Source organism: Candidatus Lokiarchaeum ossiferum, from assembly GCA_025839675.1.
Taxonomy (GTDB): Archaea; Asgardarchaeota; Lokiarchaeia; order Sigyniarchaeales; family Promethearchaeaceae; genus Lokiarchaeum; species Lokiarchaeum ossiferum.
In genome coordinates this window covers 5,387,126-5,412,109 of record CP104013.1, presented here as the reverse complement: position 1 = coordinate 5,412,109, position 24,984 = coordinate 5,387,126, and the positions used below count along the sequence as shown (strand labels likewise).

Below are 24,984 nucleotides of genomic sequence, written 5' to 3'. Positions count from 1 at the left end.
AAAGACACTGGGTGACAATTTATTTAATTTGTTAGATTTTGCAAATCAATGATCACATACGATATTCTCTGCATCGGTCATATGTCAATCGACATAATTCGAACTCCAGATTCTGAAAGAACTGAAACTGGGGGAGCAATACTTCATGCAGCTTGGACTGCTCATAAATTAGGTGCAAAATCTTGTATTTTAACCAAAACATCCCAAAAAGAAAAATGGAGACTCTCTGAATTTCCAGATAAAAATATTAAGATTAATTGGATTGAATCACAAAAAACAACATCTATTCTGAATGAATATTCCACCATTGATAAAGAAAAGCGCAAATGTACCAACTTAGGGAGAGCAGATTCGTTTTCCATTCATGAGATTCCTGAAATCAAAACCAATTTGATAATTTATAACGGATTAATCGCCGGTGAGATAAATTTAACTTTTATCCAAAAACTAGCATCGATTGGAAAAGTGGCCGTTGATGCCCAAGGATTAATCCGAAAAGTAATGCCAACAGGAGAAATGCAATTTCAAATATGGGGAGATTTACGTGAAGCTCTACCCAAGATATACTATTTCAAGGTAGACGCTGCAGAAGCCGAATTTATTACAGGAATCTCCACTTCCACACGAGAAGGGCGAATAAATGCAGCAAAATTATTAATTAAATGGGGGGTTGCTGAGTGTATAGTTTCACATAACCAAGAATTATTAATAGTTACTAATGATATAATTCATTCTGTTGCTTTTAAAAATCGAAGTTTAGAAGGAAGAACAGGACGAGGAGACACTTGTACCACATCATATATTTTAGAAAGACGGTCAAAATCAATAATAGAATCCGCTAAATTCGCGGCTGCTCTGACTTCTCTGAAAATGGAAACACCGGGTCCTTTTAAAAAAAGTCGCAAAGAAGTTGAAGAATTTGTAAAAGAATTCTACAGATAAATTAAAGAAAGAAAATCCTTTTTTTTTCTAAAAAACAACTGTTATTGATATGTTTTTTATTGGAATTGATATAGGCTCATTAACAACAAAGGTTGTTTTACTAAAAAATGGTAAGATTGTTGATTTTTTGATTGAGAGGTCAACTTATAATTTTCAAGACAGTGGGAAAAAAATTTTTTACAAAATTATCCAAAAAAACAATCTACAAAAAGATCAAATTCAAAAAATTATGCTTACAGGATATGGACGCCATTCAAATCTCAAGTTAAATGAAGAGAAAATCACTGAAATATCGGCCCATGCGAGAGGAGTCCAATATTATTTTCCTAAAGCCAAAACAATTATCGATATTGGAGGGCAAGATTCAAAAGTTATTATCATATCTAAGAAATCGAAGAATGTTTTAGATTTTCAGATGAATGATAAATGTGCTGCAGGTACAGGACGATTTTTGGAAGTGATGGCGAAAGCTTTACAAGTTCCAATAGAACAATTTGGAGAATTGTCATTAAAAAGTGAGAATCCCGAAAATATTTCATCAATGTGCACCGTTTTCGCGGAATCTGAAATAATTGGTCTATTTGCAAGAGGGGCAAAAAAAGAGGATATTGCAGCAGGGTTACACCAATCAATTGCAAAACGTGTAGGAAATATGGCTTTAAGACTCGATTGTCAGACCCCATTAATCTTTTGTGGGGGAGTTGCCCACAATTCAGCAGTTAAGAAAGCTCTTGAAGAAAAATTAAACATGAAAATCAAAATTCCTTCGCAACCACAACTAACGGGCGCTCTCGGGGCCGCTTTAATTGCATGGGAAAAAAAAGAAACAGAATAAACTCTCGATTTTTGAAGATGTTTTAACGAATTAATTTAGAGATGGCTTCTTCCAAGCCATCAAGACTTAATTGATACATAGGAAAAATTTTGGAAATAATTTTACGGGATTCAGAGATCCATGGACCCGGCACTTCGGGATTTAACCATACAGAATGAGAAAAATGTTTTTTAAATCGGTGTAGCCACTCGATTCCCGCTGTTTCGTTCTGTTGATAATAATCTATCGCTCCGTATTTCATCATTAATTCATATGGGGCCATTGCAGCATCCCCCACCAATACAACTCTATAATCTTTATCAAATTTTTGAAAAATTTCAGGAAGAGGAATCTTTTTATCATGCCATAATTCCGCACTCTCATAGAGATTATTATAGATACAATTATGAAAATAAAAATGTTTGAATTTCTTAAAATGGTTTGATTTATTCGCAGCCGAAAACAATTGTTCCACCATATAAGTGAATGGGTCCATACTCCCCCCCACATCCATTAGTAATAGTAATTTCAAATTGTTTTTCTTGCGTTTCTCCCAAATAAATTCAATTTCTCCCCCTTGACGACATGTTTCATCAATAGTTTTATCAAGATTTAATTCATCGGGAGCCCCAATTTTACTTAATCTACGTAATTTTCTCAAAGCCACCTGAATTTGGCGAGTATCTAAAATGCGATCTGATCGATAATCCCTAAATTGCCGCTTCTGAGCTATTTTTATTGCAGATTTCATCCCACCCCAACCCCCTACACGTATTCCAGCAGGATGTTGCCCACCCCACCCAAATGGAGATTTTCCGCGAGTGCCAATCCAATAATTGCCTCCATTATGTTCTTCTAATTGCTCTTGAATCCTGGCTTCAAATTGTTTCTTCAATTCTTCCCAGTCATATTTTTCAAGTAACTCACGTTCTTCTGGAGTAAGTTGTAGATTATCAAAAAAAGAAGATTTTGGTTTTTCTAACCATTTAAATATGTCATCTTTAATTGCTAAGGGGATGTCTGCTCCTCGGAAATAATACATGAATGTTTCATCAAATAGATCATAATATTTTTCATCTTTTACTAATAAACTACGTGCGATATAATAAAATTGAGTACTATTAAGGATCAAGTTTTTAGAAATAGCATCCATCAGGGATAAAAACTCTGTAATGGACACAGGTATTTTAGTATTCCTTAACACATAATAGAATTCAACAAACATTAATAGTCTCTCCCAGCGATATGAAATTCTATATCTTCAATTATCCTTAACCAATCCGATTAATTCTTGTTTGTATTTCTGTAAATAATTTAAATCAATTTCTTTTTTAATCAATGTGCCAAGGAAGGGAATTTTATCTCGAACATCATCTTCAGTAAGCCCCGCTTTCATTAACACCCCAATCCAATCAATCAATTCAGATGTACTTGGTTTTTTCCGTAATTGATTCAATTCACGGAGAAGATAAAAGCGAGAAAGACAATTTTCCAATAAGATTTCTTTTATTCGAGGATAATGAACTTGTACTATGGAACGCATAAGATCTGGAGTAGGAAAAGTAATATAATGAAACACACATCTTCTTAAAAATGCATCAGGAAGTTCTTTTTCATTATTCGAAGTAATAATTACGATAGGACGATGTTTTGCTTTGATTGTTTTTTGAAGTTCTTGAATATAGAACTCCATTATATCCAATTCTTGCAATAAATCGTTGGTAAATTCTGGATCGGCCTTATCAATCTCATCAATAAGCAAAACAACTTGCTCATCAGATTCAAAAGATTGCCCTAATTTTCCCATCACAATATAATCTTCCACACTGTCCACATTACGCGAATTTGAACCAAAGCGAGAATCATTAAGACGTTGTACTGTATCATAAATGTAACACCCATCGATGGCTTTCGTAGAACTCTTCACATTCCAGATATATAATTTCTTTTCTAAAGATTCTGCAATCGCATGTGCAAGCAATGTTTTTCCAGTACCAGGTTCCCCTTTGACAAGCAAAGGACGCTCTAACGCAATCGCAACATTCACAATACTTTTCAATTCAGGACTTACAATGTATTTCTTGGCACCTGAAAATTGATCAAAACCTACCATTATGCTTTAGCTAATGAAGGAAGGAGTAAAAAAATATGGATTAATCTAAAGTTTTCATAATGCTGGAAGAATCACCAATGGAGATAGAATTCTTAATTAAATCTTCCATGCTCACAAAATCTCCAATAACCGAAGATTCAGTGATGATATTTTCCATAGATGTGCAGTCCCCAATAACAGAATTCGAAATAATACACTTTGTTATCACCGTGTTATCCCCAATAGAAACATTCGGTCCAATGACCGAATTTGTGAGGTTGCAATTTTTTCCAAGGAAAACTGGAGGTATAATGGAGGTGTTTTGAAGTTCGTTGGACCGAAGCATAGTTTCATATATATTTTCACCCTTATCAGTCCTTGTTTTCAATTGTTGGTTCAAGAGAAAATTATTTCCGCGGAGGAAATCATCTATCTGTCCAAAATCGAGAATGGGTGATTTCATCACATTCACACCTATTTTTGCCCCTGAATTGATAAGACATTGTATAGTTCCCGTAAAATCAATATTTTTTTGAAGATTAAAGTTATCATGGACCAATTTATCAAGATTATCGAATATCTGATGCGTTATTCGCTTGCTAAATACATACCCCCAAGTGATTGCGAGATTAGACTTCGGGTTTGTCGGTTTTTCAACAACTCGAGTAATTGTATTATTTGAATCAACTTCACACACTCCATATTGTTGAGGATTTTCTACTTCCCGAACATTTACAACTCCATCAAACTTGGTGTTTTCAAGCATCTTAATCATAGGAAGGAAATCTTCAGTTGGAAAATGATCGCTAAAAAAAATAAAACAATCATCCCCTCTACCATATTTCCCAGCTAAGCGAATGGCATCCCCGATCCCCGCAAATAGTGGAATATCACCATCATATGCTATTGGATTTTGCTCTTCAAATATAAGATTAAAATATTCCCCGTAATGTTCAGAAATGTATTCAATTATAATTCGTTTTTTATAACCCACAATGAAACATATTTTAGTTTCTGGAGGAAAATTGTCCTTCAGTAATTGGAGAGTATGATCAATTATGCGTTTACCGGCAATTTTTATCATTGCTTTTGGTTTTGATACTGTAAAGGGCTGTAAAAAAGATCCAACTCCAGCAATGGGACAAATTATAAGCATGAATAAATATTAGAGAGAAGATATAAAAAGATTGAAGAATTGAATTCCCTTCAAATAATGACCAATACCGCAAAGGTGAATTTAATCAACTATTTTCTGAAATCCATGGAATTTGGGAAAAGATGGAGACCGAACAACTTGAGGGGTTCTATACATTTCCATAGACATTTGTTCAATCATATTTTCAATAGACGGAGAAGAATGAGTTAAAAGATTATTCCATTCAAACCGATATTGCAATAAACGCTTTTTAAATGATCTAAAGGGTACAACATCGCCATGAAATTCGGTTAAGAAGGGATGATAAGCCGAATAAAATTCAACCAAAATATTTTTCAATATTAAGTGTTCCAATTCTAAGTTTTCTTCTTTCTTGGAAATACCTACACAAAGAACCGAGCTAGAAACAGGACCTAAGCGTTCATATACAATTCGCAGTCCTTGAAAATTAATTTCTTGCAATTGTTCATAATTTTGAGAATACGCCAAATGACTTACAAACATTTCAAGCGCTTTTAACATGCCAGAGATGATATCTACATCAAAAATATTTTGAGAATAATTCTGACTAATTAGATCACAACCACTCCGGCTATCAATAAGAAAAATTGCATGGAAAGGAATTGTTTTTGTGGACCTCATATGTTTTCTTCCTTACCTTATTTCCTTTTTCTTGTTGATTTTAAGTATCTTATCATGGCGAGAATATCACGATAATATATGGAATTAACAATGATTACCTTTCATCAAGTGATTTTTTTTGATTTCATGAACATTTTAGTTTACTTTAACTTTTTTCTGATAAATTTTTTCAATTCTTTGCCAGAACTGAATGATGAAATTCTTTTTCCAATTGGATAAAAAAAAACCTATCCAAATACACCGAATAATTTGAACTCTATTTACGAAATTTTTTATAGCCTTTTACCCAATTAGTAATTAGGTTCCTCGAGGAGAATACGCGTATGGGTGTATCAGAAAAAAAACAAATCTCATTTGGTAAATTAATTACGAAGGCGAAGTTTGAGTCATCAGGCTTTATCCCCAGCAAAGTTCAATCACATATTAAGTCTACGCCATATTATTTGATGATTTATATCCCAGCGGATGATATAATTAAAATTTCAGTGTTCCCTTGTGAAAATTCATCAATTCAAAAGATTCTCATCCGATTAAAAGAATTTTCTCCAGATTTAGTAAAAGGAATCTCGGATGTATTGAAGAATTTTAATTTGGGTGATGGAACTATTCACACCACAGGGCTCTGTTTTGAATCAATCAATTGTTTTTATGAAACATATTTGGATAGTACTCTCATTAAAACTCGAAAAGTTACCATTGACCGGATCAAAGAAGAGTTTTTAAAAGTCCCTCGCGTCGAAGAAGTGAGCATTATTAATATAGAACCAGAAGAGTAACCAGAAATTATTCAAAATCCAAATATTACTAAGGAGATTAAAAGAACTCCAAAAATCTTTAATTTTTCTTCTTATCTAACAAGTAATTAAGTAGAACACAATAGAACCAAGGGGTAGGCAAATGGCAACGAAATTATGGGAATTATGGATCATTGATCGAGCAGGACTTGCTCTGGTCCACGTAAAAAGTGACAAAATAAGTTCCCGACAACAAGTAAGTCCCGTTCTTTTTTCAGGAATTCTAACTGCCGTAGAAACTTTGGCTGCAGAAGCCATTGATGCCATTAAAATGAAAGATTCTAAGATCATCATCGTCCCAGTTAAAGATCCAGTCAAATTTTTTGTCGTGGGAAGAGTAAAAATTAAAGAAAAAGATCTCAATGTGCGAAAGATTTTATTCAAAATTCGAGACGCATTCATTATGGAGTTTGCAGAAATTCTTAATTGTTGGGCTGGAGATCAGACGATCTTTAACTATTTCAAGGAAATTACCGAAAAATTATATTTTTAACTTCAAAATCCCACTCTACCGTCGTGAATTTCGTTTGATTGATTTGCTTTACTTTTTGACTAATATCAAATGAATTTTGTAAGAGATTATATGAGGGAGGATCTGGTGTTGGTCCTGACGCAAAAGTTTTCTTCCATGGGATTGTAAATTATCGAAAAATACAAATATCCAATTTTACCTTCAAATAACTATGTTTACTAAAGTAGATTGTATTAGGCTAAAAGTTCCCAATTTACAAGATGGTTTAGATTTCTACCATCATAAACTGGGACTTGACATCCTATGGAAAACAAATACTGCAGTTGCCTTGAAATTGCAAAAAGATGTGTCTGAAATTGTGCTATACACTGAGGATACGGATTTAGCTGGAATTGAACTCGATTTTAAAGTCGATGATGTTGAAAAATTTGTCGAATACTTCGCGACCATTGGAGGAACAATTCTCTCAGGCCCCTTTGATATTGATATTGGAAAATGTGCCGTTCTTCAAGATCCTTGGCACCATCAATATGTTGTTTTGGATTCCCAGAAAGGACTGTATAAAGTAAATGACAACAAGGAAGTCATCAAGGTCCAATAGTCTATTTCATCAAAAAGTTTCTATTATAAATAAGAGAAAAAATGTATCTCAAAAAGATAGTTTGTTGGTTTGATTCAATGAAAATTCCGCTCGTGCTCATTCACTGCTTTCTTTAGCTGGGAAAATGAATCGGCAATTAATTCCGACCCGCAATCACATTTTGCCATATGTTCCATTTTTTTTACCCAAACAACCAATTTCTCTCTTACTAATGAAAAGACGCCAATTTAACACCTCGTATTATAATTTCATCGTTTTTTCCCAAAAAAAAGGATTAATCTAAGCCCTATTTTCTTCCGAGCCTAATAAGTAGTAATCCTATTGGAATTCATTTCCACCCTTTATTTTCCCATAGAAAAGATCCCATTCAAATTAAATATTTATTCAACATATTCGAATCTCTGATTCTCCAATATGTCCTTATCATACCCCATTCTAACGCTTACCACCATAGATCTTCACATTTACCATTTTTTCTTTCTGCTTTATTCTTGTTTTTTTGCATTTTTGTCGTTCCCCCTCGCCCTTTTCAGACCACTTCGCTTGATCCGAAATTAAAACATTTAAGCAACAAAAGACTAATAATTACTATAAACCTACTTTGTTATTATACAAAGTTTAACAATTTATCTAGGAAGAAAAAACCATGTGTCCAAGTAGAAGAGCGGATAATACTTTAGTCTTTAAGATCGTGTTCTGGGGGCCCTCGATGGGAGGGAAGACATGCGCTTTAGGATGGATTTACGAGAAGGAAGGGCTAGCTAGCGGCAAATTACAATCAATCACCGATCCTACAGGAAGAACCTTATTCTTTGATCGTGTTGTGGCACGGGTTTCGAATGTTGTCTTCCAATGTTACACCGTCGCCGGTCAACGACGCCACAAATATCAACGTAAAACAGTCTTGAAAGGCTCTGATGCGGTCATTTTTACTTGGGACTCTTCTGCGGATCAATGGGAAGAAAACTTGTATTCACTTAAAGAACTGCTAAAGTTTTATGGCCCAAAGGTGATGGCGGGAGCGGATGGTAATGCTGAAGTCCCATTAGTACTCATGGCAAACAAACGAGATGTGCCCAACCCGACACCGATCGACAAGATTCGTGAAGTGTTAAATGCAGCCAAATTGAGCAATGTTTTGATCTATGAGACAATCGCCATTACGGGTGTGAATGTGAAGCGAGCGTTTGTGTTTGCAGCACGAGAAGCCGTTCTACGGCATTATATGCGCTTACAATCGGGCGGACAGACCACAGGTCCGAAAGGCGAGATTTAAGCTATTTTTTCATTTCTTTATTCTTTTGAAAATCCAACTCCGATTGACTCACAAACATTTTTTATATCTACCGCTTGAGCAATGTTTCGTTCTACAATCGCCAAATGATATTTCATTTCTATTATGATAGCTTCTAAAATATCAAACCAGTTTTTTTCTTTAAATTTCAATTCTGGGATGTTTTCTATAGCTATGATTGCTTCTTCACTCAAAGAAATGTGATTCCTTAAAGCTAAATCTATAATTATCTCCCTAATACTGTCCATATTCTTTTATTATCTTCTGGGAAATATGAAATTTGTTAGTTAAGAAGGATCTCAAAGGTCCATCATTTTTCAGAGTGTGACTCTTTAATTGGTCAAAAAACAAAAGTTTTATTCAATGAGGAAATGAAAATGAGTGGATATAAAAAAAAAATAGATCTTAGCGTCTTCAATTTAGTTTGTTCTTTGGATTTCGCATGACATCAAGAAATTCCTACATCTAAGAAACGCTTTTCAATCAGCCTTTTGGGATTTAATGTTATTGTGATAATCACAATCAAGACTTTAATCTTCTTTTACAAAGAATATCAAATATTTAAAAAAAGAAATTGACAATGCCCATCCCATCTGATTAATTTTAGCACATATCTTCCGATCTAAGAGCGTAAATGGATGATTTTTTTTGGTATCCCACCAGGTTTTTCCAATTCAGATCTAATTTCAGGAATTATATCGGGCAAAATTACCAAGGACTTGTCAATTAAATCAAACGATGCAATAATCGGAATAAATTTCTTCCGAATCCGAGTGATATTTTTCCCCATGTATCTTCCGATCAAAACTGGAATACCTTGCAGGAGTGTAGATATACTTAGGGCTTTTTGGGGATCACCATGGCGATGTTCCTCTGGTGTTTTATTCACAATCGTTTTTTGCAATTTTATCTCCTTAGTTTGGAGATTTAGCGTGTAAATCAAAAAAAATTGCGCCGAACCGAAATGATCGGCAGAATAAGTTAGTTTATCATCAGTTCCAACAGCAAATTTAATGTTTCCAAAATTAGAGTCCATTTTTATGTATCTCTCAAATTAAATTTGGTGTATTATACCAGCAGGGCACATTTGTGCCACGTTATCAATGCAATTCGCAGATTGATCAACAATTTGAGCAACGCTACCTACCATCTCTATTCCATTACAAAAAGTACAGCGTCCGCATCCATAACATCCTTCATCTATCATCCAAGTCATAGTTAGTATCACCTGTTTTTATGTGAATATGTATTCGGAAAGCAATGAATATTATTTAAAGTTTCTGATTTCGATCATTAATCCCATATTTTTGATCGTTTTTCTCCATAATTCCTCTTTACAAATGAAACACATTTATTTCATAATATCAAGCCCACTTTTAAGCTCAATATTATGATATTTTTCAAAGGCTAATAATAGTGGATCTGATGCATTTAATTCTCGGTACAACTTTTCTCGATCAGTTACATCAGCTTCTATAAATATTCGCTGCTGGAGATGATCAAGGATTTGCTTAGTGGTAATATATTGATCAATCAATTCTTCGGTGGTCAGACTATAATAGTCCATTAGTGCATTTATTCTTGTAATAGTATAATTCTCGTTTTTGGCCGCTACTATGAGCTTTTGCGCAGTATTCCCAAACTGGTCCAAATATTTCGGATGATTCGCCAGATATTTTATGAAGGCCACCAAAAATGGTTGGTTTTCTTTTTGGTACTGGGAAAGTGATTTTTGGACTACCACACCATTTGAAATAATGAAATAATGCTTACTCAAAATATACTTATGGAACGGCGAAAATAGCGAATGTTGGATCATATATAGCAGCACCTTTTGGCCGTCGATTCGTGTTTTTGAAAGGAGTTGATAAATGACCATAAGACTGATAAGCCCTAGAAGAAAATATCGCAAAATATTGAAAATAATCCCCATAAGAAATGTGCAAAATAGACATGTAAACAATTCTTGACCAATTGGACTGGATAACCGGATTCTGTCGCCATTATCCCCCAAAACTTTATTTACCTCTTCTTTTTTTGGCGCTTCCGTATTGTGAATATCGGGATTATGAAACATAGTTAATTCATAGTGAAGTCCTTTATTATACCTTTCGATTCGGGACTTGTCATCGCTTTAAACTAAGCCTTCAGAATTAGTTGAAGTATAATATAAAGATAAAAAAGTTGATCTTGAAGATTCAATTTGCTTCATCTTCAAAAGAATCCAAAATTTCATCAACATCCTTTGATATCATCTTTTGTGAGCCATTAAACCAAAATAAATACCCGATATACATACCAATACCAATTAAAAATCCATAAATACAGAGATTTGTCGGTTGTACTGATCCCAACCACCCATAGAGAGGATTACCAGAAGCAAAAGGTAATAAAGGTTCCATTGAGTATTCCCAATTTGGATCATAGTAATAGATCGCAGAATCCAAAAGAATATGGCTTGTAGTAAAAATACAGGCTACAAGGATTTTAGAAAATAAAGAGGTGGTTTGTTCCCATTTCCCTAATTTGAGAATTTTATTCCAAAATTTACGGGTTGCGTGAACAAAAAGCCCAACCAAAATCCCAAGAATCAAGGCTACCAAAAAATTATGAAGAATGCCATGATAATGGCGGTTTGAAGGAACAAAAAGAAATAGATACGTTGCCCTAATATCAATAATAACCGTACCTATTAATGCTGAAATTGCATCGACCCGTTTCTTTTTCCAATCCCAAAAGATACATGGAAGGGCGATTCCAAAATGAAAAGGTGTAAAGGGCATGAATATTAGTTTGCATGAATCCTAATTAAATTTTAAGAATCTAATTAGTAAATTTTGCTGATTAAGACATTATTCCTAATTTCGTAAAATTCACGGGAATAACATGAAATATTTTAAGGTACAAGTGAACAATATTTATTCAGAGATCCATTAATTTTGATAATGAATTTCATATAAGAGCAACATTGATGTAGAATGGTGGACATTTCAGAAATATGGATAGTTGATGCTTCGGGAAAATGTATTTATAATTACTCTCTAGAACAAAATAGCGATCCAAATTTATTTGCAGGTTTTTTTAGTGCACTTAATCAATTTGGGAAAAATTTATCTAAAAAGGAATTGAATTGCATCGAATTTGGGGATGAAATTATATTATTAAAGCATGTACAAGCATATAACCTCTTAATCATAGGTAAAGGTATCAAAGTAGAAAATAATAAAGCAATGAAAGAATCTATGCACGAAATAGTTCAAATATTTAAAAATTTATACCCCCCAAATTTCATTGAAGATTGGGACGGTAACTTAGACGCATTTGAAGAATTGACTTGTAAAATAAATCAATTGTTTTTTGAGAATGGTCTTAATTGTGTCGAACGTTATAAATCTATTTTTTAAGCACTGAAACATGGGAGAGAAATTATTGTTCTCGTTTCGGAGAAGAACTTTAATAAAAAAAAAATGAAAATTGTAGGAGCATACTCATTTATCCCTTGAAATTTTCCCAATTGAACCGACTTCCGTGACCTGGAAATACCACTTTGGGATTTCTTTTCTGTATTTTTGCCACACTTTCTTCTATTGCAGTTTTATCGGCCACCATATCTGCGAGTTCAGGTGTGCTGCGATTTTGAAATACATCTCCACAGATTAAAGACTGATTTTTCAACAGAATTCCAATGGAACCTTTGGAATGGCCTGGAAGTTCTATGATTTCTCCCTCCACTCCATATTCTGTCAGTTGTTGACCTTCTAAGAGCGTAATTTCGGGAGTAAAACGATCTTGTTTTTTCAATCGTAATCCTAACACCATCGTCAGCCCTTTCGCGATCACCTTCAGGAACGGATTCATGTTTCGATTCCATGTGATATCCCCTTTCTCTACCATTCCAAAGTCAGCATAATGAAGTGCCACGGGAACATTATATCGTGTTTTAAGATACGCTGCATTTCCGGAATGATCAAAATCTCCATGGGTTAAAATGATTAAAAGAAGAGTTTTGTTTTGAGGGGTAATTCCATGGCGGTTTAACTGAGTTTCTAATTCGTGACGATTTTTAGTCGTCCCCGTATCGATCAAGATAAACCCGAGGGGAGAGCGAAGAAGATAACAGTTGACAGCCTTAAAAGGTATTTCGATTATGGATAATTTCTCCACTTGGATAGCGTCACTCATAATATAAATAAATGAACATTCATTTATAAAAGTAACTTACTCAAGTTTTTCCTTTCCAATTCATTCTTTCATGCATCTTCAACTCACTTTCTATAATTATCCATCATGAATCAATTAAATTCAATGAACCAAGATTTTTATCGTCATAAGACATCCTAAATACGGAAAATTTACTTAGAAAAATTTAAATAAATGAGCGCTTATTCATTATATAGAATTTTAATGCGAACTCGAGATGAAAATAAATATAATGCCATCGTGAAGGAATCCCTTAGGCTTACCCACGAATATGGTTTTTCCGGTATTTCTATCTCAAAAATAGCCAAAAGAGCGGATGTCTCCCCCGCTACCATTTACATTTATTTTGAGAATAAAGAAGACCTATTGGTGAAGATCTATTGTGATATTCAAAAAAAAATGGGGGTCCAAATTCTCCGAAAAATCACCATGAATTTATCCCTTGAAGAACAATTTCGCTGCTTATGGAAATCCTCTATTAACTTTTATCTTGATAATCCAGAATTCATTAATTACAGGGAGCAATTTGAACAAACCGGAATGATGAAGCTAATAGATCCCAAAGAATTCCAAGTACGGGAATATATTACGGAATTTATACAAAAAGGGAAAGAACGAGGAATTTTCAAACCCTTACCTCTCACAATATTGATCAGTTTTGCTTTTATCCCCCTAATCACTCTTGTAAAACTTCACGTGGCAAAGATTCAGCTTATAACAGCATCCTTAATAGAAAAAGTAATTGACATCGCGTGGTATGCATTGGTAGTCTAACTTTATGGTTTCTAACAGATAGATGTCGAGGAATAATGGGACAAGAAAGATGCACTTTTTTTTGAGTTCTGACTTATAGTGTTTTTCCATGGGAAAAACATGACTCGGGATAGTCAAGACTGTGAGACCTAATAGTCTGATAGGATAATCAACATTAATAACTTTCAGTTAGTCAAAGATCAGCAAAAAAGGGGTGAAAAATACCCCCCAAACAGTTAAAGGGATAGGTTCATTAAAGAAGCAAAATTAATCTTTAAGATTATTATTAGGATCATCAGGAACTATTTCAGGATCATCAGGTTCAATTGCTGATTCATCGGGAATAGATTCATCCATTGCATCACATAATGCGACAGAACTAACCGCATCGTCTTCACCCAATCGCATTACAATAACACCTTTTGCAGCGCGTCCCGTCTCTCGAATATCTTCAGTACGAACCCGTATAATAATACCTTTCACACTGACTAATAGTAAATTTTTCTCTTCGGGGACTGATTTACTGGCAATTACTTCATCTCCTTCACGAAGTTTGATATTAATTACACCTTTCCCACCCCGATGGGTCAATCGATAAAGGCTCAATTCACTATTTTTGCCATAACCCAATTTACTCAGAGTTACAATATTGGTGGTTGGATCTGCAACAACCAAATCCACAACTTCATCTACTTCGGACCGAAGAGTCACCCCTTTAACACCCATAGCAGTACGTCCAATTAAGCGTAATTCATCTTCCTTAAAATGAATTGCATGCCCTGTTTTTGTAGCAACAAATACTTCTTTGCCCGGCTCACAGAGTTTGACCTTAACTAATTGATCATTATCTTTAACGTTCATACAATGAATCCCAGTTTTTCGGATTTTTGCAAAAGCACTGAGCTTCACTTTTTTAATCATTCCTTTTGAGGAAACAAACACAAGACTTCGATTACCTTCAAAATCACTTACATTAGTAATATCAATGATTTTTTCGGCGGATTTTAAATTAACATAATTAACTAAAGCTTTTCCCTGTGCATTACGGGAAGCTAAAGGTATTGTAAATGCAGGAATAGAATAAACTCGACCTTGCTGTGTAAAGAGTAAAATGGTATCATGACTGGAAGCAATGAACATTTCTTGAACAATATCTTCTTCCCGCATATTCATTCCTCGTTTACCTTTACCACCACGCCCTTGAGCTTGATAATTTTCCAAGGTCATCCGCTTGATAGTTTGATTGCGAGTAATCATGATGACACAATCTTCTTCAGGTACGGTTTCCTTGTAATTAATTTTTAACGCTTCAAAAGTTTCTTGAATTTCTGTCCGTCGTTCATCTCCATACATTGCGGCCATTTCAATGGTTTCATCTTTTACAATCTGCAAACGAACATTATAATCTCCAAGAATGGTTTCAAACTCAGCAATTTTCACTTTCAGGTCAGTTTCCTCATCCACAAGTTTCTGAGTTTGAAGATTTGTTAACCGACTTAAGGGCATTTTCAAAATTTCTGCTGCTTGAATTTCGGTTAAACCAAATTTTTCCATCATTTGTTCTGCTGCTTCAGCAGGATTTGCACTTTTTTTAATTAATTGTACAATTTCATCAATATTATTTATAGCAATTAGTAAACCTTCAATAATATGCAGTCGATTTTTCGCTTTGGCTAATTCAAATTCAGTTCGTCGTTGAATAACCTTTTCACGATGATCAATGAATTCCTTAATTATTTCGGCATAATTGAGAACTTGTGGTTGCAATCCATTATTTACAAGCATTAAATTGATAATATTGAATGAATTTTGAAGTTGAGTTTTTAAATACAACCGATTCAAACATGCATTTGCGTCGCTATTTTTTTTAAGTTCAATAACAATACGCATTCCGTTTCGATCAGATTCATCTCTTATGTCAGAAATTTCAGGAATAACATTTTTATTAACATGATCAGCGATATTTTCAATCAACCTTGCTTTATTGACCATATAAGGAATTTCGGTTATAATAATAGCATCCTTATTTTTTCCTGCTCCATTGATTTCGATTTCAGCTTTACCTCGAACAACAATAGCCCCCCTTCCAGTTGTAATAGCATCAAAAGCACCTTGTTGACCCATCATGATACCACCAGTTGGAAAATCCGGCCCTCGAATGTATTTAGCCGCATCAGTAGGTGTGAAATTTGATGGTCCCATTTCTATAGAGGCAACAATCGCATCTGAAACTTCCCTCAAATTATGAGGTGCAATGTTCGTAGCCATTCCGACCGCAATACCAGAAGCACCATTGAGTAAAATCATTGGCAATTTTGCGGGTAAATAAGCCGGTTCTTTCAAAGAACCATCAAAGTTATCGACAAAATCAACTGTGTTTTTATCAATATCAGCTAACATATCATTGCTAATCTTTGCTAACCGTGCTTCCGTATAACGCATTGCTGCAGCAGAATCCCCATCAACAGAACCAAAGTTCCCTTGTCCATCCACTAACATATATCGGACAGAAAACGGCTGTGCCAATCGAACTAATGCAGCATATACAGATTGATCACCATGGGGATGATATTTACCCATGCAATCTCCAACAATACGAGCACACTTGCGAGTTGGTCGATTATAGAGAAAATTATTTTGTTCGCACGTATATAAAATACGACGCTGAACCGGTTTCATTCCATCGCGAACATCTGGAATCGCTCTTCCTACAATCACGGACATAGCATAATCAATATAGGATTTACTCAATTCATCTTTGATTTCTTTATCGATAATAAATGATGCATCTGTTATATCGTCATCTTCAGGAATTTCGGGATTATTTTTATCTGGATCTGGTGATTGGGACATAAATATTTACCTTTAAAATATATTGAAATTAATTTATGAAATTTTATTCATTTGAAAAAAATTAAATATCGAGTGCTTGAACTTTATCATAATTGTCCATAATATATTTGCGCCGGGGTTCCACTTCACTTCCCATTAACACCGAAAACATATTATCAGTAGATGCAAAATCCTCGTAGCTCGCCCTATGAAGGCGACGACTTGAAGGCTCCATCGTGGTATCCCATAATTCTTCGGGATTCATTTCCCCAAGCCCTTTGAATCTTTGAACTTTAATTTTACTGATATCAGAGATATTATGTTCTACTTGGAATTTATGCAATTCATCCGCAAGTAATTTGGCTTCATCCGCAATATAAAGATATTTAAATTTTTTATTATGGACAATCTTATAAATTGGAGGTACGGCTAGATAAATATGACCCGCATCAACAAGAGGACGCATAAACCGAAAGAAAAACGTCAAGAGCAGCGTTTCGATATGATGTCCGTCCACATCTGCATCACACATAATGATAATTTTATGGTAGCGCAAGTGTGAAATGTCAAATGTGATACCACCATCATCATCTTCATCATCAATTTCTTGACTTTCTTGAATTCCGACGCCAATTGCTTTTATCATGGCCGCAATTTCTTTGTTACTTAAAATTTTCGCCAGGCGAGCTTTTTCCACATTGAGAATTTTTCCCCGGAGAGGTAAAATTGCTTGTGTGGCACGATCGCGTCCTTGCTTGGCAGACCCACCAGCAGAATCACCTTCGACAATAAAAATTTCACAATCTTCGGGTTTTTTGGAAGAACAATCAGCAAGTTTGCCCGGGAGACGAAGGCCATCCAAAGCAGATTTGCGGCGAGTTAATTCTCGAGCCTTTTGACTGGCCACACGAGCTCGCTGCGCAAGAATGGATTTCTGAACAATACTTTTCGCTTGAGATGGATGAGAATCGAAATAATGAGATATTTCATCATAGACAATTTCAGAAACGATGGTTTTCACTTCGGGATTACCCAATTTAGTTTTAGTTTGGCCCTCAAATTGAGGTTCAGGCACGCGAACAGCTAAAACAGCAACCAAACCTTCACGTACATCGGTACCCTTTAATGCCTTTTCATTTTTATAATCCCTTGGATGAGCCTTAATGTAATTATTAAAAATTCGAGTTAACGCAGATTTAAAACCGACTAAATGAGTGCCCCCTTCAACAGTATTAATATTATTAACATAACACTGAATTAACTCATTGTAGGTCTCATTATATTGGAAAGCAAGTTCCATGACCACCCCATCCTTTTCTTTGATAAGTCTGATAGGTTCGGAGTTGATGGGTTTTTTAGCAGCGTTGAGATAGCGGACAAAATCGGATGTTCCATTTTCATGGTAAAATGTTTCTCGTTTTTCTTCTTCGCCACGTTTATCAATGATTTCAATTTCAATGGTATTAAGATAGGAAAGATCGCGTAATCGATTGGCTAAATAAACATAATCAAAATGGTATTCTTCGTCTGGAATGCTAGTAAAAATCTCCTTATCAGGATAAAATGTAACTTCAGTCCAAGAGTCATCTTCATAACAATTTCCTTCAGAAATAGTGACATGCCCATGGATATGACCCTTCCCCATTTTCACAGTGTGGATTTGTCCATCTCGACACACTCGAACAACAGCCCATTCTGAACAAGCATTTACAACAGCCAAACCGACCCCATGCAAACCGCCTGATACAGCATAGGATTTTTTATCAAACTTCCCCCCAGAATGTAAGGATGAAAATACAACTTCAAGTGTTGAAACTTTCTTTGTCGGATGAATATCAACGGGAATTCCCCGTCCATTATCTATAATTCGACAACTGTTATCTTTTTCGAGAATTACGGTGATTTTTGTACAAAATCCCCCGATAACTTCATCAATTGAATTATCAATGACTTCAAAAGCTAGATGATGAAAGCCTCTTTTACCAGTAGAACCAATATACATAGCGGGACGTTTTCGAACTCCATCAAGACCTTCTAAAACAACAATATTATTAGCATCATATTCATCTGAAAGAGTATTTTTATCAGTTTCATTTTCCAAAATATTACTATCACTTGGTTCATTGTTCGTTGGATTCATAATTGGTCCCTCTGTTCGACAAAAATAATTCAGATTTAAGAGCCATGAATTAATCTATGATTCTTAAAACAAGATCTATAATTGCGGACTCTATCTAAATATTTCTGTATTCAAACATTCATTCTGATCATTTCATGTCATGGATGCAACATTATACGTAGATTAAATAATTTAAATTACTCATATCACGATGATTCTTCTGTATTTCATAGTGAAAAATCATAATTAAACCTTCTAAATCTTACATTTTACTGATTTATTTGTTTTGTGAACACAATTTCGCATTTTTTATCCCAAATTAAGTTAGTTTTTCCTATCGTTTTATATCTGAATAGAATTGTACCTATATTGTGATTATTTGATGAGTGATTCAAACGAAAATCGGATTTTCCAACCGAGTGAAAAAGCAGAGAAAAAAAATCTTTATATTGAAGCGTTAAAAAAGAGTCTTTTTGTATTTATTCTACTCGGGATAATGTTTTTTTTACCTTCTTGGAGCCTTCGTTATTGGGAAGCATGGCTGTATATTGGAACTTTCATGATCATGATGAACATATTTCTGATCTACCTCGTAAATAAGGATCCGGATCTATTAAAACGAAGACTCAAACGGAAAGAGAAAAGAGAACCTCAAAAATGGATAATAACTGTTGCTAATGTGATTCTTCTACTAATGTATTTATTCCCCAGTATTGACAATAGGTTTAATTGGTCGAAAGTGCCAACTTGGACAATTTTTGTAGCGGATTTCATACTCATTGGAAGTTACGGTCTATTTATTTGGATTTTGCACACAAATAGATATGCTAGTCACACAGTTGAGGTTGAGAAAGGAACACAAAAACTCATTACTACAGGTCCCTACGCCATCGTTCGGCACCCAATGTATTTTGCAGTAGCAATTATGTATGGAATTACACCTCTTGCCTTAGGATCTTGGTGGGGATTGCTCGGAATTATATTGTTCATTCCACTTCTGATCTTGAGGATACTCGATGAAGAAAAAATGTTAATTGAAGAATTGGAAGGATATGAAGAATATATGAAAAAAACGAAATATCGCGTCATCCCTGGAATTTTTTAATTAGATACGTTCAAATGGTGGTTAGAAGAAAAAACTCGCACAATGAAAAATTTTAATCGAAGAGTGGTATATTTAGAATTATGGGTTCTATCCATCAAGAATTATTTGAAGGGTATTCAATTGGTGATTTTTCCCCCGTTCGAATTATGGGAATTGTCAATTTGAGTCCCGAAAGCTTCTATCAAGGTTCTTTCATTCCCAATGAAAGTTTACAGATTACAATTGAAAAATTTATCAAATATGGAGCAACCATTCTCGATTTTGGAGCACGTTCAACAGCTCCATGGTCTGATCCCATTTCTTTGGATGAAGAATTGGACCGAATGCAAAAAACTTTAACAATGATCCCAGAACTGGTTCCAAAGGACATAATTCTTTCCATTGACACACAATATTCAAAAGTTGCTCGGTGGAGTTTAGAGTTTGGAAAAAAGCATGGATATCGAGTGATTTTAAATGATATTTCTTCCTTCCAAACGGATCCAAAGATGCTGGATTTAGTGGTATCATACAACTGCCCAGTTTGTTTGATGGCGACTTTTAAAAAACCGGGAGATGCAAAAACCCCTCAAGAGATTCTTAAAGCTTTACATCAGAGTATTTTGGAATTGAAGAAGCGGAATTATGATACTCAAAAGGTCATGGTTGATCCAGGAATTGGAAAATGGGTCGCAGAAAAAACCTATGAATATGATCTGGCGATGTTAGATCATTTACATGACTTTAGAGCATTTCAAGTCCCCATTCTTGTCGGATTATCAAGAAAATCATTCATTGGATCAATATTGGAGGAAAAGGATGCATCCAAGCGAGATATAGGAAGTTTGGCAGCCACATCCATTGCAATCTATAATGGAGCACATATCATTCGAACCCATGATGTAGATGAAAAAATGCAACACACGATTAAAGTGGCTTCCGCAATTAGACGAAAACCAATTCAAATTCAAAATAATAACCAAATTTGTGAGATAGAAGAACTAATTCGGGATAAATATGCCACAGAAATTCATTTATCCGAACTAGGAGTTTCCCTACCTGGGGCTAAAATAATGTCAGGAAAAATGATCTCGAAAAATATTATCTTGAAAAATATCACAGCACCCCAAGGATTAATTCTGAAGCAAGAATTACTCGCTCGGGGAGGAGACGTTGCATTACATCGCGAAGTGGTCACTACGGAAAATAAAAAATACGATGAAAAATTTACTGCCGTTTTAATTGGAACTTTGCTTCAAATGGAACAACTGGTTAAGAAATTGCGAGGGCAAGATTTAGAATTAGATAAGTTGGGAAAAATGATAGAAGCCTCTTTGCACAAAGAAGAGCAAATTAAGGAAATTTACAGCACTAATTATCTTTTAATCAAATGAAAAAAAATTGGAGAAAGAAACTAATGAAAATAACAGCATTAAAAACAACCCATATTATTCAAAAGAATGAAGATTTAATCAAGGTTCTTCAAGAAACATTCAAATCGAATAATTTATTTCCTCAAGAGAATTCGGTTTTAGTCATTGCTGAGACACTTGTAGCCACATCTCAAGGAAAAATAATAGATCTTAATCAGATAACTGAGATAAGTGAGAAGGCAAAAAATCTAGCTAAGGAATATACTATGGATCCACGTTTTGTTCAAATTATCTTGGATGAATCGGACCAAATCATTGGAGGAATCCCAAAGATGCTATTTACCGAAAAGAATGGAGTTTTAATTGCCAATGGAGGAATTGACAAGTCAAACTCTGGACCGGGCGACCATTATTCACCTTGGCCAACAGAACCTTTTGAAACAGCAAGACAAATCTCTCAGAAAATTAAAGAAATATATCATCTCACAAATTTTGGCACTATTATATCCGATTCTCGAGTACAGCCACTTAGAAAGGGGATCGTGGGAGTTGCTATCGGAGTTGATGGTTTCAATCCAGTTATGGATTGTATTGGTAAATGTGATTTATACGGCCATGAAATGGAATGGACACAACGTGCTTTAGCAGATCAACTTACCGATGCCGCCCACCTTGTAATGGGAGAATGTGATGAACAAACACCCTTTGTGATGATAGAAAACGCCCCAGTTGACTTTACGAATGAAGAAATAGCAAAAGATGCCATGCTTTTTCCACGTGAAGATGATTTATTTGCACGTATTTATAAATTTTGAATAGAAAATCCAAAATTCACATTTTTTTCACTTCTTTATGCTCCAACTACTGCCAAAGGTTTACCAGTAGTTTTCATTGCATTTTTTGCGATGCATTACTTATTTGTTTGTTTCTGAATCCCTACTCATGGAGAACTACCATAACTACAAAAAACTCAAGTTCACCCATGTTTATTTGGTTTTCCACGGATGATTGTTTTACAATTGTCACAGGAGATCGCCAAATTTCATGCGTTTTCAGTTAGAATATGGGTTTCAGAATTTCCACATTGGGGACAAATGATCGTACTTTCATAGGAAATATTACCCATAATGACCAATAGAACTAAAATCCTAAATATATTTGTTTTATACCGAATAAGAAGAGAAATTTGAAATTAGGTTATGATGATAAAAATGTTTTTAAGGAAGAATACATAACTAAAAAGTAATGATAACCAAATGGTTATGATAACATTTTGGTTATATTATTTCCAATTTTTTTACTAAGTAGAAGTGAAAACAATGGCAAAACCACGAGTAGGATTCATTCTCTGCGTTTGTACCGGCGATTGTCCGGGGTTCGCAACCATGAACGTATGGGATTTAATAAATCAAGTTCGATTAGCCCTTCCTGTAGAATGGGCAATAGTACATCCACAACTATGTGAAATTGATGGAGATCGCTTTTTGGATGATTTATTGAAAACTAATTCAATAGATCCAGATATGCACTATTTTATAGCAGGTTGTTCACCAAATATGCAGATGAAACTGATGTCACCTGCTTTTAAAAAACATAATCTTGATTTTAGCAAAATGGCCAAACCTCTAGATGTTCGTAACATGACTACTGATGAAGCTTTCGATGAAATAGAAAAACAATTGGAAGAATGGGGTATAATTGATGAGTGAAGCAAGTCGTAATATGAAAAACCCTCACAAGTTCATGGGAGTACCAAGAGGTCAAATAGATTGGTTTCCCATAATTGATTATGAAAAATGCAATAATTGCGGAGATTGTGTAACTTTTTGCGCTCATGGAGTATATGAGAAAAAGGATGGAAAGATTGTGGTAGTTAAACCAAAAAATTGTGTGGTTTTCTGCCAGGCATGCTTAAAAATGTGTCCTATCGAAGGAGCTATGATTTTTCAACCGAAAAAGGAAGTTTTGAAACAAATTAAATCCATTAAAGCAGAAATTAAAAAAAAAACACTCTCGAAATAATTTGGTGAATATATATGCAAAACGAATTAAATATAACCCATAATCAAGAAAACATACTAATCATACCATGTAGCGGAATAGAGAGATTAACAGGTCAATTAAGCACATCAATTGCACTGGAATTAGTGCAAATGGGTAGAGAACATTCAAAAAATATAGTAATTGAACCATCATTTGCTCAAATCTCTGTAGAAGAAGAAAATGTCCAAGATCTTTTAAAAAACAAATCGATATGTGTTCTAAATGGATGCGGAAAAAAATGTGTTTCAAAATTATGTGAAACTAAAGAATTGAGACCAGATTTTGTTTTCAATATACCTCAATCAATAAAGGGAAAAGGATTCTCCCCAAAAGGTAAAACAAGTTTAACAGGTGATGAACTAAATATTGCCACTGAAACCGCAAAAGAAATTTATTTGAAATTGTATCCGCAAGTATCACCAAAAAAAGATATTTTTGATGAGAAATTCCAATTCTTACCCAATTACGAGCAATGGCAAAAATATCTTCAAGCAAAATTTGAGTTCAAAGTCCCCAATAATAAATCAGGGCTATATTTCACTTGGAATGATGCTTGGGTCTATATGCAAGATGGAAAGGCAGTAGTTGGAATCTCGGATTATTTACAACAAAATATGAGTGATATTGTGATAATTGATTTACCTGAAATCGGCTCAAAAGCGGAGCAATTGGAATCTTTAGCTTCAATCGAATCAACAAAAACAGTAATTGATCTACTCTCTCCTTTTACTGGAAATGTGGTTCAAGTAAATAAGGCTTTGATTGAAGAACCAGATATAATTAATAGAGAACCATATACTAATGGATGGATTTGTGTGATAGAACCATCCACATTCGATACAGAATTAGAAGATTTAATGACCCCCCTTGACTATTTTGCACACATGAAGGAGAAAATTGAAGATGAAATTAAATAATGAAAAATTAGAAGAATCAAAGGATAAAAAAGTCTTAATTTTGCCTTGCAGCGGAATTGGAAAGGCATTGGGAACCGTTACTCGCTGGACTGCTTATGAAGTAACTCAAAACTTAAAGCCACATGATACTCGATTGTTATGTTTAGCACGACTAGTTGTTGCTGATGATGAATCTAAAATCACAATCCAAGAACATCCTATTTTTACGATTGATGGATGTCCAAAAAAATGTGCCACCTTGAATGTTGAAAAGAATGGAGGATTGGTAGCAAAAAAGTATTTGATGCCAAAATTTCTGGTAAAAAATAGGGATCTTAAACTAGGAAAAAGCATATTAGATCCTGGAGAGCAAGCTTTAGAATTAGCAAAACGGACAGCTAGGGATATCGGTACAGATATAGACAATTTTATGGAGGAATCACGATGATTATTCAACCAAAATATATTGGAATTCTATCTTGTAGTGGAGAAGAATGTCCAGGCGGCACAGTTTCGCGTATTGCCACAATAAAGGTACTTTCAGAGTATATTCCGGGGAGTACAACGACAATCTGTGTTCCTTTATTTTTAGCTGGGGATGAGAAGGAACAAAATTTTGTGAAAAAATTCCCATGCATTACTGTTGACGGTTGTCAGAAAAAATGCGCTGCCCGATCAGTTAATAATTTAGGACGGGAACCAATTAAGGAAATTGAATTATCAGAATTTTACACTGAGACAGAATGGCAGCAAGTAAAAAATGGGCCATTACATGATTTAAAATGGAAAAATCATTCCCTAAGTGAAAAATTGGCACTTCATATTGCAGAATGTGCTGGAAAAGAGTTAAATCCCTTAAGTTTATAAAATAGATGAT

At 34.6% G+C, this 24,984-nt stretch carries 28 protein-coding genes; 16 read left to right on the top strand and 12 right to left on the bottom strand.

Going from position 1 to position 24,984, the window contains the following annotated elements:
- Positions 1 to 48: 48 nt before the first annotated feature.
- Together NEF87_RS23090 and NEF87_RS23085 are read left to right on the top strand one after the other, a co-directional pair.
- Positions 49 to 942, top strand: coding sequence for a PfkB family carbohydrate kinase (locus tag NEF87_RS23090; protein WP_457917688.1), 894 nt, complete (start codon positions 49 to 51; stop codon positions 940 to 942).
- A gap of 49 nt (positions 943 to 991) precedes the next feature.
- Positions 992 to 1,777 carry an acyl-CoA dehydratase activase gene (locus NEF87_RS23085; protein ID WP_457917687.1) on the top strand — a complete coding sequence of 262 codons (786 nt, stop codon included), beginning with the start codon at positions 992 to 994 and terminating at the stop codon, positions 1,775 to 1,777.
- Positions 1,778 to 1,799: 22 nt separating this feature from the next.
- Here the strand turns inward: NEF87_RS23085 and NEF87_RS23080 are convergent, their stop codons facing one another.
- From NEF87_RS23080 to NEF87_RS23065, 4 genes are all read right to left on the bottom strand, one after another.
- On the bottom strand, positions 1,800 to 2,981 hold the full coding sequence (locus tag NEF87_RS23080; protein ID WP_457917686.1) for a vWA domain-containing protein: 1,182 nt from the start codon (positions 2,979 to 2,981) through the stop codon (positions 1,800 to 1,802).
- A gap of 36 nt (positions 2,982 to 3,017) precedes the next feature.
- Positions 3,018 to 3,869 (bottom strand): AAA family ATPase, encoded by an 852-nt coding sequence (locus NEF87_RS23075; protein ID WP_457917685.1) that lies wholly within the window; start codon positions 3,867 to 3,869, stop codon positions 3,018 to 3,020.
- Positions 3,870 to 3,909: 40 nt separating this feature from the next.
- Positions 3,910 to 5,004, bottom strand: coding sequence for a sugar phosphate nucleotidyltransferase (locus NEF87_RS23070; RefSeq protein WP_457917684.1), 1,095 nt, complete (start codon positions 5,002 to 5,004; stop codon positions 3,910 to 3,912).
- Positions 5,005 to 5,085: 81 nt separating this feature from the next.
- On the bottom strand, positions 5,086 to 5,646 hold the full coding sequence (locus tag NEF87_RS23065) for a hypothetical protein (protein WP_371803881.1): 561 nt from the start codon (positions 5,644 to 5,646) through the stop codon (positions 5,086 to 5,088).
- 323 nt (positions 5,647 to 5,969) lie between these two features.
- Here NEF87_RS23065 and NEF87_RS23060 point away from each other — a divergent pair, with 323 nt between their 5' ends.
- The 4 genes from NEF87_RS23060 to NEF87_RS23045 all read left to right on the top strand — a co-directional run bounded on the left by NEF87_RS23060 (position 5,970) and on the right by NEF87_RS23045 (position 8,789).
- Positions 5,970 to 6,422 carry a hypothetical protein gene (locus NEF87_RS23060; RefSeq protein WP_371803880.1) on the top strand — a complete coding sequence of 151 codons (453 nt, stop codon included), beginning with the start codon at positions 5,970 to 5,972 and terminating at the stop codon, positions 6,420 to 6,422.
- 121 nt (positions 6,423 to 6,543) lie between these two features.
- Positions 6,544 to 6,933 (top strand): hypothetical protein, encoded by a 390-nt coding sequence (locus NEF87_RS23055; RefSeq protein ID WP_371803879.1) that lies wholly within the window; start codon positions 6,544 to 6,546, stop codon positions 6,931 to 6,933.
- A gap of 190 nt (positions 6,934 to 7,123) precedes the next feature.
- Positions 7,124 to 7,513 carry a VOC family protein gene (locus NEF87_RS23050; RefSeq protein ID WP_457917683.1) on the top strand — a complete coding sequence of 130 codons (390 nt, stop codon included), beginning with the start codon at positions 7,124 to 7,126 and terminating at the stop codon, positions 7,511 to 7,513.
- Positions 7,514 to 8,159: 646 nt separating this feature from the next.
- Positions 8,160 to 8,789 carry an ADP-ribosylation factor-like protein gene (locus tag NEF87_RS23045; protein WP_371803875.1) on the top strand — a complete coding sequence of 210 codons (630 nt, stop codon included), beginning with the start codon at positions 8,160 to 8,162 and terminating at the stop codon, positions 8,787 to 8,789.
- Between the two features lie 17 nt (positions 8,790 to 8,806).
- Here NEF87_RS23045 and NEF87_RS23040 read toward each other — a convergent pair whose 3' ends face one another.
- The 5 genes from NEF87_RS23040 to NEF87_RS23020 all read right to left on the bottom strand — a co-directional run bounded on the left by NEF87_RS23040 (position 8,807) and on the right by NEF87_RS23020 (position 11,590).
- Positions 8,807 to 9,055, bottom strand: coding sequence for a hypothetical protein (locus NEF87_RS23040; RefSeq protein ID WP_457917682.1), 249 nt, complete (start codon positions 9,053 to 9,055; stop codon positions 8,807 to 8,809).
- A 374-nt stretch (positions 9,056 to 9,429) separates the two neighbouring features.
- A complete protein-coding gene (locus NEF87_RS23035) occupies positions 9,430 to 9,843 on the bottom strand; it encodes a NifB/NifX family molybdenum-iron cluster-binding protein (RefSeq protein WP_457917681.1) in 414 nt (137 codons plus the stop codon).
- An 18-nt stretch (positions 9,844 to 9,861) separates the two neighbouring features.
- A complete protein-coding gene (locus tag NEF87_RS23030) occupies positions 9,862 to 10,023 on the bottom strand; it encodes a hypothetical protein (protein WP_457917680.1) in 162 nt (53 codons plus the stop codon).
- Between the two features lie 135 nt (positions 10,024 to 10,158).
- Positions 10,159 to 10,884 carry a hypothetical protein gene (locus tag NEF87_RS23025; protein ID WP_457917679.1) on the bottom strand — a complete coding sequence of 242 codons (726 nt, stop codon included), beginning with the start codon at positions 10,882 to 10,884 and terminating at the stop codon, positions 10,159 to 10,161.
- 121 nt (positions 10,885 to 11,005) lie between these two features.
- Positions 11,006 to 11,590, bottom strand: coding sequence for a DUF4184 family protein (locus NEF87_RS23020; protein ID WP_457917678.1), 585 nt, complete (start codon positions 11,588 to 11,590; stop codon positions 11,006 to 11,008).
- A 195-nt stretch (positions 11,591 to 11,785) separates the two neighbouring features.
- On the opposite strand from NEF87_RS23020, the gene NEF87_RS23015 reads away from it, so the two are divergent.
- Positions 11,786 to 12,211 carry a hypothetical protein gene (locus tag NEF87_RS23015; RefSeq protein WP_457917677.1) on the top strand — a complete coding sequence of 142 codons (426 nt, stop codon included), beginning with the start codon at positions 11,786 to 11,788 and terminating at the stop codon, positions 12,209 to 12,211.
- Between the two features lie 88 nt (positions 12,212 to 12,299).
- On the opposite strand, the gene NEF87_RS23010 is transcribed toward NEF87_RS23015, so the two are convergent.
- On the bottom strand, positions 12,300 to 12,989 hold the full coding sequence (locus NEF87_RS23010) for an MBL fold metallo-hydrolase (protein ID WP_457917676.1): 690 nt from the start codon (positions 12,987 to 12,989) through the stop codon (positions 12,300 to 12,302).
- Between the two features lie 192 nt (positions 12,990 to 13,181).
- On the opposite strand from NEF87_RS23010, the gene NEF87_RS23005 reads away from it, so the two are divergent.
- Positions 13,182 to 13,781 carry a TetR/AcrR family transcriptional regulator gene (locus tag NEF87_RS23005; protein ID WP_457917675.1) on the top strand — a complete coding sequence of 200 codons (600 nt, stop codon included), beginning with the start codon at positions 13,182 to 13,184 and terminating at the stop codon, positions 13,779 to 13,781.
- Between the two features lie 246 nt (positions 13,782 to 14,027).
- Here NEF87_RS23005 and gyrA read toward each other — a convergent pair whose 3' ends face one another.
- Positions 14,028 to 16,613, bottom strand: a complete 2,586-nt coding sequence (gene gyrA / locus NEF87_RS23000) for a DNA gyrase subunit A (RefSeq protein WP_457917674.1) — start codon at positions 16,611 to 16,613, stop codon at positions 14,028 to 14,030.
- A gap of 61 nt (positions 16,614 to 16,674) precedes the next feature.
- Entirely contained in the window at positions 16,675 to 18,732 is a 2,058-nt protein-coding gene (locus NEF87_RS22995; protein ID WP_371803863.1) for a DNA gyrase/topoisomerase IV subunit B, read from the bottom strand.
- Positions 18,733 to 19,093: 361 nt separating this feature from the next.
- Here NEF87_RS22995 and NEF87_RS22990 point away from each other — a divergent pair, with 361 nt between their 5' ends.
- From NEF87_RS22990 to NEF87_RS22955, 8 genes are all read left to right on the top strand, one after another.
- Positions 19,094 to 19,816, top strand: a complete 723-nt coding sequence (locus NEF87_RS22990) for a methyltransferase family protein (protein ID WP_457917673.1) — start codon at positions 19,094 to 19,096, stop codon at positions 19,814 to 19,816.
- Positions 19,817 to 19,896: 80 nt separating this feature from the next.
- Positions 19,897 to 21,189, top strand: coding sequence for a dihydropteroate synthase (gene folP, locus NEF87_RS22985; RefSeq protein ID WP_457917672.1), 1,293 nt, complete (start codon positions 19,897 to 19,899; stop codon positions 21,187 to 21,189).
- 23 nt (positions 21,190 to 21,212) lie between these two features.
- Positions 21,213 to 21,983, top strand: coding sequence for a coenzyme F420-0:L-glutamate ligase (locus NEF87_RS22980; protein ID WP_457917671.1), 771 nt, complete (start codon positions 21,213 to 21,215; stop codon positions 21,981 to 21,983).
- 504 nt (positions 21,984 to 22,487) lie between these two features.
- Entirely contained in the window at positions 22,488 to 22,877 is a 390-nt protein-coding gene (locus NEF87_RS22975; RefSeq protein WP_457917670.1) for a hypothetical protein, read from the top strand.
- A complete protein-coding gene (locus tag NEF87_RS22970; RefSeq protein ID WP_371803858.1) occupies positions 22,870 to 23,190 on the top strand; it encodes an ATP-binding protein in 321 nt (106 codons plus the stop codon). Before NEF87_RS22975 ends, NEF87_RS22970 begins: the two co-directional genes overlap by 8 nt.
- A gap of 14 nt (positions 23,191 to 23,204) precedes the next feature.
- Positions 23,205 to 24,128, top strand: coding sequence for a putative zinc-binding protein (locus NEF87_RS22965; protein WP_457917669.1), 924 nt, complete (start codon positions 23,205 to 23,207; stop codon positions 24,126 to 24,128).
- Positions 24,115 to 24,555 carry a putative zinc-binding protein gene (locus tag NEF87_RS22960; RefSeq protein ID WP_457917668.1) on the top strand — a complete coding sequence of 147 codons (441 nt, stop codon included), beginning with the start codon at positions 24,115 to 24,117 and terminating at the stop codon, positions 24,553 to 24,555. Before NEF87_RS22965 ends, NEF87_RS22960 begins: the two co-directional genes overlap by 14 nt.
- Positions 24,552 to 24,974, top strand: coding sequence for a putative zinc-binding protein (locus NEF87_RS22955; RefSeq protein ID WP_457917667.1), 423 nt, complete (start codon positions 24,552 to 24,554; stop codon positions 24,972 to 24,974). The genes NEF87_RS22960 and NEF87_RS22955 overlap by 4 nt, the downstream gene beginning before the upstream one ends.
- The last annotated feature ends 10 nt before the right edge of the window (positions 24,975 to 24,984 follow it).

Bases quoted from the DNA above. Each gene is read 5' to 3' on its own strand.
- NEF87_RS23090 (WP_457917688.1), top strand. From the start codon at position 49: ATGATCACATACGATATTCTCTGCATCGGTCATATGTCAATCGACATA.
- NEF87_RS23085 (WP_457917687.1), top strand. From the start codon at position 992: ATGTTTTTTATTGGAATTGATATAGGCTCATTAACAACAAAGGTTGTT.
- NEF87_RS23080 (WP_457917686.1), bottom strand. From the start codon at position 2,981: ATGTTTGTTGAATTCTATTATGTGTTAAGGAATACTAAAATACCTGTG.
- NEF87_RS23075 (WP_457917685.1), bottom strand. From the start codon at position 3,869: ATGGTAGGTTTTGATCAATTTTCAGGTGCCAAGAAATACATTGTAAGT.
- NEF87_RS23070 (WP_457917684.1), bottom strand. From the start codon at position 5,004: ATGCTTATAATTTGTCCCATTGCTGGAGTTGGATCTTTTTTACAGCCC.
- NEF87_RS23065 (WP_371803881.1), bottom strand. From the start codon at position 5,646: ATGAGGTCCACAAAAACAATTCCTTTCCATGCAATTTTTCTTATTGAT.
- NEF87_RS23060 (WP_371803880.1), top strand. From the start codon at position 5,970: ATGGGTGTATCAGAAAAAAAACAAATCTCATTTGGTAAATTAATTACG.
- NEF87_RS23055 (WP_371803879.1), top strand. From the start codon at position 6,544: ATGGCAACGAAATTATGGGAATTATGGATCATTGATCGAGCAGGACTT.
- NEF87_RS23050 (WP_457917683.1), top strand. From the start codon at position 7,124: ATGTTTACTAAAGTAGATTGTATTAGGCTAAAAGTTCCCAATTTACAA.
- NEF87_RS23045 (WP_371803875.1), top strand. From the start codon at position 8,160: ATGTGTCCAAGTAGAAGAGCGGATAATACTTTAGTCTTTAAGATCGTG.
- NEF87_RS23040 (WP_457917682.1), bottom strand. From the start codon at position 9,055: ATGGACAGTATTAGGGAGATAATTATAGATTTAGCTTTAAGGAATCAC.
- NEF87_RS23035 (WP_457917681.1), bottom strand. From the start codon at position 9,843: ATGGACTCTAATTTTGGAAACATTAAATTTGCTGTTGGAACTGATGAT.
- NEF87_RS23030 (WP_457917680.1), bottom strand. From the start codon at position 10,023: ATGACTTGGATGATAGATGAAGGATGTTATGGATGCGGACGCTGTACT.
- NEF87_RS23025 (WP_457917679.1), bottom strand. From the start codon at position 10,884: ATGTTTCATAATCCCGATATTCACAATACGGAAGCGCCAAAAAAAGAA.
- NEF87_RS23020 (WP_457917678.1), bottom strand. From the start codon at position 11,590: ATGCCCTTTACACCTTTTCATTTTGGAATCGCCCTTCCATGTATCTTT.
- NEF87_RS23015 (WP_457917677.1), top strand. From the start codon at position 11,786: ATGGTGGACATTTCAGAAATATGGATAGTTGATGCTTCGGGAAAATGT.
- NEF87_RS23010 (WP_457917676.1), bottom strand. From the start codon at position 12,989: ATGAGTGACGCTATCCAAGTGGAGAAATTATCCATAATCGAAATACCT.
- NEF87_RS23005 (WP_457917675.1), top strand. From the start codon at position 13,182: ATGAGCGCTTATTCATTATATAGAATTTTAATGCGAACTCGAGATGAA.
- gyrA (WP_457917674.1), bottom strand. From the start codon at position 16,613: ATGTCCCAATCACCAGATCCAGATAAAAATAATCCCGAAATTCCTGAA.
- NEF87_RS22995 (WP_371803863.1), bottom strand. From the start codon at position 18,732: ATGAATCCAACGAACAATGAACCAAGTGATAGTAATATTTTGGAAAAT.
- NEF87_RS22990 (WP_457917673.1), top strand. From the start codon at position 19,094: ATGAGTGATTCAAACGAAAATCGGATTTTCCAACCGAGTGAAAAAGCA.
- folP (WP_457917672.1), top strand. From the start codon at position 19,897: ATGGGTTCTATCCATCAAGAATTATTTGAAGGGTATTCAATTGGTGAT.
- NEF87_RS22980 (WP_457917671.1), top strand. From the start codon at position 21,213: ATGAAAATAACAGCATTAAAAACAACCCATATTATTCAAAAGAATGAA.
- NEF87_RS22975 (WP_457917670.1), top strand. From the start codon at position 22,488: ATGGCAAAACCACGAGTAGGATTCATTCTCTGCGTTTGTACCGGCGAT.
- NEF87_RS22970 (WP_371803858.1), top strand. From the start codon at position 22,870: ATGAGTGAAGCAAGTCGTAATATGAAAAACCCTCACAAGTTCATGGGA.
- NEF87_RS22965 (WP_457917669.1), top strand. From the start codon at position 23,205: ATGCAAAACGAATTAAATATAACCCATAATCAAGAAAACATACTAATC.
- NEF87_RS22960 (WP_457917668.1), top strand. From the start codon at position 24,115: ATGAAATTAAATAATGAAAAATTAGAAGAATCAAAGGATAAAAAAGTC.
- NEF87_RS22955 (WP_457917667.1), top strand. From the start codon at position 24,552: ATGATTATTCAACCAAAATATATTGGAATTCTATCTTGTAGTGGAGAA.